This window comes from Duganella callida, assembly GCF_004614165.1.
Taxonomy (GTDB): domain Bacteria; phylum Pseudomonadota; class Gammaproteobacteria; order Burkholderiales; family Burkholderiaceae_D; genus Rugamonas; species Rugamonas callida.
Window position 1 is genome coordinate 21621 of the sequence record NZ_SPVG01000048.1, and the last position, 7230, is coordinate 28850.

Genomic DNA, 7230 nt, shown 5'->3' on the forward strand with positions numbered 1-7230 from the left:
TCAGTGCACGGCGTGCAGCTTCACGGCTGGTTTGCCGTCTTCTTTCGCCCGCAGGGCGACCAGCGCCGCCATGGACAGGGCCAGCACGCCGCCCAACGCCATCGCCCCCCAGACGCCGGTGTGATCGACCGCCACACCGCCCACCAGCGCGCCGCTGGCCAGCGCGATCTGCACGATGGCGACGAATACCGCGCCGCCGCTTTCCATCGCATGCGGCGCGGCCTGGAAGATCCAGGTCTGCACCGAAATCGGCATCATGCCGAAGCCCACACCCCACACCACCACCAGCGCCGTCGCCGCCCAGGCGCCGGAACCCAGCAGCGGCAGCCCGCCGATCGCCAGCCCGAGCACCAGCCCGGTGACGATCAGCGAAGTGCGCACGCTGCGCGCCACCAGCGCGCCGCCGACCATGTTGCCGAAGAAGCCGGCCGCGCCATACGCCAGCAGCAGGGTGCTGATGGTGGTGGCGGTCAGATGCGTCACCTGACTGAGGAAAGGCGTGATGTAAGTGTAGGCGGCAAACTGGCCAAGGAACACCAGCACGGTGGCCAGAATGCCCAGCCGCGCCTTCGGCACGCGCAGCAGCTCCGGCAGCTGGCGGAAGGTGATGGCCTGGTTGGGCGGCAGCTTGGGCAGCAGCCACATCTGCGTCAACAGCACCAGCAGGCCGACCGCGCCGGCCGCCTCGAACGCGGTGCGCCAGCCGAACAATTCACCAAGGAAGGCGCCGGCCGGCACGCCGGCCACGGTGCCGACCGAGACGCCGGCGAATACCACCGCCGTGGCGCGCGTGGCCGATTCCGCCGCCACCAGGCGCGTGCTCAGCGCCGGTCCGATGGCCCAGAAGCCGCCGACGCCGATGCCGAGCAGGGCGCGGCCGAGCAGCACCAGCGGGAATGAATGCGATAGCGCGACGATGGCGTTGGACAGCACCAGCGTGGCGGTCAGGCCCCAGATCACGTAGCGGCGGTCGGTCTTGCCGACGCCGACCGTGACCAGGATCGCCGCCGCGGCAGCTACCAGGCCGGGGATGGTCACCATCATGCCGGCGATACCTTCGGTGATGCCCAGTTCGGCGGCGATGGCCGGCAGCAGGCCGACCGGCAGGAATTCGGTGGTGACCAGCGCGAACGCGCCGATGGCGACCGACAGCACGGCCAGCCAGGGCGAGCCATGGCCGTGCGCTGGCGCGGATGGCGCGGCGTCAGGCGACGCGAGCCGGGTATTGGTATTGTTTTGCATGAGGAAGTCCTTAAGGTCGGTAAAAACACTTGAGTTTTTTACTGGTCGGTTCATAATCTACGTCAACGAGCACTTTGTCAATGAATTTTTAACCGATCGGTATGAAAGAACGCAAAACCGGCCGGCCGCGCACTTTCGATGCGGATACGGCCCTCGACAAGGCGATGAAGGTGTTCTGGGAAAAGGGCTACGAAGGCAGCTCGCTGCCGGAACTGACCGAGGCCATGGGCATGAACCGGCCCAGCCTGTACGCCGTGTTCGGCAACAAGGAAAACCTGTTCCGTCTGGCGCTGGAGCGCTACGGCGCCACCCATGATCCAGTGCTGGAGGAAGCGCTGCAGCAGGACAAGTCGCGCGCGGTGGTCGAGCATCTGCTGCGTGGTACCGCCAACGCCCAGACCGAGGATGAATGCCCGCACGGCTGCCTGGAAGTGAACGGCGCGCTGGCCTGCAGCGACGAAGCGCGGCCTATCCAGCACTCGCTGATCGAGCGCCGCGCGGCGGCCGAGACGCGGCTGCGCGAACGTTTCGAGCGCGCCAAGCTGGAAGGCGACCTGCCGGCCGATTTTTGCGCCACCCAGATGGCGCGTTACGTGATGACCGTTTCCAACGGCATGGCGGTGCAGGCCGCCGCCGGCGCCACCCGCCAGCAGTTGCAGCAAGTGGTGGATCAGGTGCTGCGCGGCTGGCCGGCTTAGGCGGCGGCCTGCGGCGGCGACGGATAGGCTTGCGCCGCCGGCACCTGCAATTGCACCGTCGTGCCCCGGCCAGGGGCGCTTTCCAGATGCAGCCGGGTACCCAGATTCTGCGCGCGCTCGCGCATGCCCAGCAGGCCCCAGCGTCCCGGTTTGCGCAGCCGCGGGTCCATGCCCTTGCCATTATCCGACACGCGCAGCGTGACGTCGTCGGCGCCGTAGATGATGGTGACCGAGACCGCCGTGGCCTCGGCATGCTGGAAGGCGTTGCGCAGCGCTTCCTGGCCGATCTCGCCGATTTCCTCCTGCACCGCCGGGTGCAGCTCGCGCGGCGTGCCGTGCTGCACGAGTTCGAACGTCGCGCCCGGATGCGCCAGCATCAGATAGTCGCCGAGCTGGCTGAGCTTGAGCACCGGATCGCTGCCGCGCCGCAGTTGCTGCACCTGGGCGCGGCCTTCGTCGATGGCGTAGGTGGCGCTTTTGAGGATGCGCTTGAGCCGTCCGCGCGGTTCGCTGTCTTCGGGCAGGCCGAGGATCACGCCGTTGATCTGCAGCGACAGCGCCTGCACGCTTTGCAGGAAGGTGTCGTGCAGCGTGCGCGCAATGCGCTCGCGCTCCGCCAGGCCGGCCTGCAGGCGCATGTGCACCTGGCGCGTGGTCTGGCGGGTGGCGATGCGCACGCGGTACTTGTGCAACGCGTACATCAGCGCCGCCAGCGTCAGCGCGCACAGGCTGCGGAACCACCAGGTCTGCACCGTGGATGGTTCGATCTCGATCGGCAGGGTGGCGGTGGACTCGCTGAATACCCCATCTTCGTTGACCGCGCGCACGCGGAAGGTGTACTTGCCGGGGCCGACGTTGGTGTAATACGCGGCGCGGCGGCTGCCCGCGTCCTGCCAGTCCGGATCCAGACCCTCCAGCTGATACTGGAAGCGCATACCTTCCGGCTTGCGCAGACCGGGCGCCGTGTACTGGACGCTGAAATTGCTGGTGCCGGGCGGCAGCTGCAGTCGGGCGGCGATCGGGTGCGCGCCGGCCGCGGTTTCCACCCGCAGCAGCTGCACGGTGGGACGCACGGTGTTGGGCTGGACCGCCGCCAGGTTCATGCGCACCAGGCCGCCCGTGCCGCGGAACCACAGCAACTGGTCGCTGCTCTTGATCACCGTCTGCAGCCGGTTGTCGTTGGCGGCGCGGCCGGGGTAGCCTTCGAGCGCATCGATCAGGTCGAACCGCAGCGGCCGCGCGGGTTCGCGCAGCGCCGCCTCCCAGTCCTCGCTGCGGATGTGGACTACGCCCTGGGCGCCGTTGAGCCAGCGGTCGCCGTTGGCGGTGGTGATCATGCCGGTGACGTTGCGCAGCGCTTCCACGCGCGGCGGTCCCAGCAGCTCGAAGCGCTGGCCGCGCTGCACCGCGATGCCGTATTCGCCGGCCACCACCATCGGCGAGCCGGGAAAGATGCCGGACTCGTTTCCCACCGCGCGGATATCGACGCTGGACAGCCGGCCATTGTCGTACAGATGCAGCGTGCCATCGTTATGGCCCAGCCACAGCTGCCCGGTATCGCCGGTCGCCGACGACGAAATGCGCGGCGGTAGATTGAACGCCGAGCGCGGCTTCCACTGGCCGTCCACCAGCCCCATCAGCCCGGTTTGCAGCGACATCAGCCACAACACCTTGCCATCGTCGAGTACGCCGAGGATGGTGAGGTCAGCGGGCTTGCCGTTGACGGTGGGGACGGCGATGGTGCTGCTCTCACCCTGGTAGACGCGGGTGATCTCGCGCTTGCCCACCAACAGCAGCGCACCGTTGCGGTCGTTGCCGAGCACCCGCACGTAGCGGCCGCGCACCAGCGCGGGCGGGCCGTCGGCCGGCACTTTCCACAGCAGGCCATGCTCGGAATCGGCAGCCCAGAGCTGGCCCTCGGTATCGCTGGCGATGCTGAACACGCCCGACGGACTGGGGATGTTGACCGGCACCAGCTTGTTGGCGCGGAAGCGGTCCAGGCCGCCATGGGTGGCCACCCAGATATTGCCTTCGCGGTCTTCCATCACGGCGCTGGTGGCGAGCGAGCTCAGTTGCCAGTACTGGTCGAGGCGGTCCTGGGCATGGTCGGCGATGGTGACCGGCTGGCGATCCGCGAAGGCCGAGCGCGGGATGCGGCACAGGCCGACAGGGCACTTGAGCAGCCACAGGTTGCCCTCGCGGTCGAACTGCCCATGCGAGCGTGATTCGGCCGGATTGCTGTCGGGGCGGCGCGGCAGCGGGCGGCCGGTGGGCGGCATCGGCACCGGGCGGATGGTGGTGTAGGTGGCGGCCCAGAGCTGGCCGTCCGGCGCGTGCATCAGCAGGCCCGGGATCGGCGCGCCCGGCAGCGGCTGGAACCGGTCGCGTTCGCGGTTGAGCAGGAAAATCCGCGTGCCCGAACCGACCCAGACGCGGTCGTATTGGTCGATGACCAGGTTGTGGCGTTCGTCATGCCACTCCGGTCCGCTCATCAGTGTTTCCCAGCGGCCGTTGCGGTAGCGGTGCACGCCGCTCAGGGACACGGCCCAGATCACCCCGGCGCGGTCCATGTCCATGCTGCCGGGCGACTCGATCTGGCTCCACTGGGCCGGACCAAGGTCTTCGACAGTGCCGTCGGGGTGCAGCACCGACACGCCATCGAAGTAATAGCCGATCAGCAGATCGCCGTTGGGCAGGGCGCGCAGGTTGTGGATCTGATTCCTGGCCAGCGGCAGGCGCTCGAACCTCAGGCCGTCGAAACGGTGCAAGCCGTCCTTGGTGGCTATCCACAGCCAGCCGTCGCGGGTTTGCGCCAGCACCCCGGCATCGGGCGGCACGCCGTCGCGGTCGCTCCACACCGTATGATTCAGCTCGCGCAAGGGCACCGCGGCATTCAGCGCGTCCGCCGGCGCGGCGAACAACAGACCGGACAACAGCAAGGCGATGGCGAGCAGCGGCGGCGTCATGGGCGGGCAGGCAAGTGTGGGCTAACTTGCAATTGTAAAGCAATCGCGATCTTAGTCGGTGCTGTCGTCTTCGTCGTCGCTGTCGGCGGCGCCGGCTTTGACTTCGTGGCTGCGGGCGGCGTCGGCGCTGGCTTTCAGTCTGGCGGCATTGGCCAGGAACTGGTCGACGCTGCGGTTGTCGCTGTGGCGGATTTCCGGCGGCAATAGCACGGACATGTACAGCTCGTCCGCGGCCCGGCCCGTGCTTTGCAGATTGGTCAGCAGCAGCAGGCCGGCGCCGGCCAGCAGCATGACGCTGGCGGTGATGGCAAAGCGGCGCGGGTGGTGCGGTTTGATGGTCACCAGGTGGAAGAACACCATGCCGCAGGCGATCGCCAGCGTCACCAGGTTGCCGTAGCGCGTCAGCGATTCGGCCGACCACGCATAGGCCAGCACGGCGCTGCCGCCGCGCCACAGGCCCACCACCGCCAGCGCGCTGCCGAGGATGAACAGGTGGCGTCCGAGGCGCGCATGGCTGCCGAACAGGCGGTTGGCCAGCGCCCATACGCCCGCCCACAGCAGGCCCGCCGCCAGGCTGGACGCCAGCACCAGCAGGTAGCGGATCAGGGCGAACGGTTCGACGTCGGACAGCCAGGTTTCCAGGCAGGAGAACACGGCGATCAGCACCAGGCCGATGGTGGCCGGCGTCGCGCCTTCCCAGCCGTGCATGGTGGTGTCTTCGATTTCGGCCGCGACCGGGAAGTCGGCGCCGCGCACGCGCAGCCGCGTGTGGCCGAGGCGTACCACGGTGTCGCCGTCCAGCGTGACGCTGGCCTGCCTGCGGCCCTTGTAGACGGTGCCGTTCTTGCCGCCGAGGTCGCGCAGGATGATCTGGTTGTGGCCGTCCAGTTCGACCACCGCGTGGCTGGCCGCGCTGTGGGCATCGTCGAGGATGATGTCGTTGTCGTAGCTGCGGCCGATGCGGATCGGCAGCTGCGCCACCTTATGCCGGTGCAGCACGTCGCCGTTGCGCGCCAGGATTTCGATGAAGTAGGGGGCCATCATTGCGCGCCGCCTTTCTTCTTCGGCGCCAGCGACAGCGAGTCGAGGAAGACCTTGCTCAGCCGCAGGCCATTGTCGTAGGAGACGCCGCGCGCGTCCAGCCGGCTTTGCAGGCTCATCAGGCCCTGGTCGGTGCTGGCGGTCAGCAGCGCGAAGTCGTACAGGCCGCTGAATTTGCGGTAGGCGCGCACGCACAGCACCGCGCGCAGCGGCAAGTCCCGGTTCTTGACGAAGTCTTCGGTGCAGGTCGGCCCGGTCAGGCGCGCGTCCTTGTTGCTGCCGAAGTGTTCGTTCTTGAACGAGGCGCTGGCCAGCGCGGCGAAGCGCGCCTTGTCCAGCCCGGTGCTGCGCAGGAACTGGTGGCGGATGGCGATCTGCCCCGTCTGCAGCGAGCCGCTGACGAAGATCGCCGATTCCATCGCGCAGCTGGCGTCATCGACGGTGAACGGTTTGTCGGCCTTGACGTTGGAGCGGCCCCAGCAGCGCATCTGTTCCGATTCGCGCACCGGCACCTGGTACGGCCCCATCGGCTTCAGGCTCAGCGGGCTGGCCAGCAATTGGTCGACCATGGCGCGCTGGTGCGCCAGCAACTGGCCGGCCACCACGGCGGTGAAGTCGGCCGGCGCCTTCTGCTGTTCGGCGACTTTTTTCAGCAGGTCCTGCGCATAACGCGCCGGCACCAGGAAGCTGACCAGCTCGCCATCGAGGCGCTTGGAGACATTGACCCCCGCCACCGCGCCGTCGGCCGTGACGCTCGGGCCGCCGCTCATGCCGGAGTTGATCGGGCCGGTGAACATCAGCTGGTCATAAAAGCTGCGCGTGATCACGCCGTTGTAGGCGCCTTCGGAAATCGCGAAGCCGAGGTCGAGCGGATTGCCCATCGAGTACAGGTACTGGCCCTGGCTCAGCCGCGCCAGCTGCTCGGGCATCTTGAAGAAGCCGGTGCCGCTGCGGTTGACGCGCAGCACCGCCAGGTCGTGCAGCACATCGACCGCCAGCAGTTCGACATTGCCGCGCTGGCCGCCGGTGTCCACCCATTCGCCGACGTAGGTGTCGGGATCGAGCGCGAATTGCGATACCACGTGGTAGTTGGTCAGCACCAGGTTGCTGGTGCCGATCAAAAAGCCGGAGCCGACCGAGGATTGGGTGCGGCCGCTTTTCAGCAGCGAGCGCACCTGCAGGATGTCGTTCCTGGCGGCGGCGTACAGATGCTGGGCCGCGCTCGATGGCGGCGGCAGCGGGGCGGCGTCGGCGCCCGCTTCGCCGGCGGCGGCCGGCAGTGC

5 protein-coding genes are annotated in these 7230 nt (G+C 68.1%); 1 reads left to right on the forward strand and 4 read right to left on the reverse strand.

Features of this window, described 5'->3' with window-relative positions:
• Complete coding sequence (locus E4L98_RS05280) at window positions 1–1242, reverse strand: MFS transporter (protein WP_135200519.1); 1242 nt, start codon at window positions 1240–1242, stop codon at window positions 1–3.
• A 101-nt stretch (window positions 1243–1343) separates the two neighbouring features.
• On the opposite strand from E4L98_RS05280, the gene E4L98_RS05285 reads away from it, so the two are divergent.
• Window positions 1344–1940, forward strand: a complete 597-nt coding sequence (locus E4L98_RS05285) for a TetR/AcrR family transcriptional regulator (protein WP_135200520.1) — start codon at window positions 1344–1346, stop codon at window positions 1938–1940.
• Here E4L98_RS05285 and E4L98_RS05290 read toward each other — a convergent pair.
• From E4L98_RS05290 to E4L98_RS05300, 3 genes are read right to left on the reverse strand one after another with little or no spacing between them, the layout of a single operon-like run.
• Window positions 1937–4906, reverse strand: a complete 2970-nt coding sequence (locus E4L98_RS05290) for a sensor histidine kinase (RefSeq protein ID WP_135200521.1) — start codon at window positions 4904–4906, stop codon at window positions 1937–1939. The genes E4L98_RS05285 and E4L98_RS05290 overlap by 4 nt on opposite strands.
• A 51-nt stretch (window positions 4907–4957) precedes the next feature.
• On the reverse strand, window positions 4958–5950 hold the full coding sequence (locus tag E4L98_RS05295; protein WP_135200522.1) for an FHA domain-containing protein: 993 nt from the start codon (window positions 5948–5950) through the stop codon (window positions 4958–4960).
• Window positions 5947–7227 carry a S1 family peptidase gene (locus E4L98_RS05300; protein WP_229257261.1) on the reverse strand — a complete coding sequence of 427 codons (1281 nt, stop codon included), beginning with the start codon at window positions 7225–7227 and terminating at the stop codon, window positions 5947–5949. The genes E4L98_RS05295 and E4L98_RS05300 overlap by 4 nt, the downstream gene beginning before the upstream one ends.
• Between the last annotated feature and the right edge of the window lie 3 nt (window positions 7228–7230).

Excerpts from the sequence above, each read along its gene's own strand:
- E4L98_RS05295 (WP_135200522.1), bottom strand. The coding sequence starts at position 5,950 with ATGATGGCCCCCTACTTCATCGAAATCCTGGCGCGCAACGGCGACGTG.
- E4L98_RS05280 (WP_135200519.1), bottom strand. The coding sequence starts at position 1,242 with ATGCAAAACAATACCAATACCCGGCTCGCGTCGCCTGACGCCGCGCCA.
- E4L98_RS05290 (WP_135200521.1), bottom strand. The coding sequence starts at position 4,906 with ATGACGCCGCCGCTGCTCGCCATCGCCTTGCTGTTGTCCGGTCTGTTG.
- E4L98_RS05285 (WP_135200520.1), top strand. The coding sequence starts at position 1,344 with ATGAAAGAACGCAAAACCGGCCGGCCGCGCACTTTCGATGCGGATACG.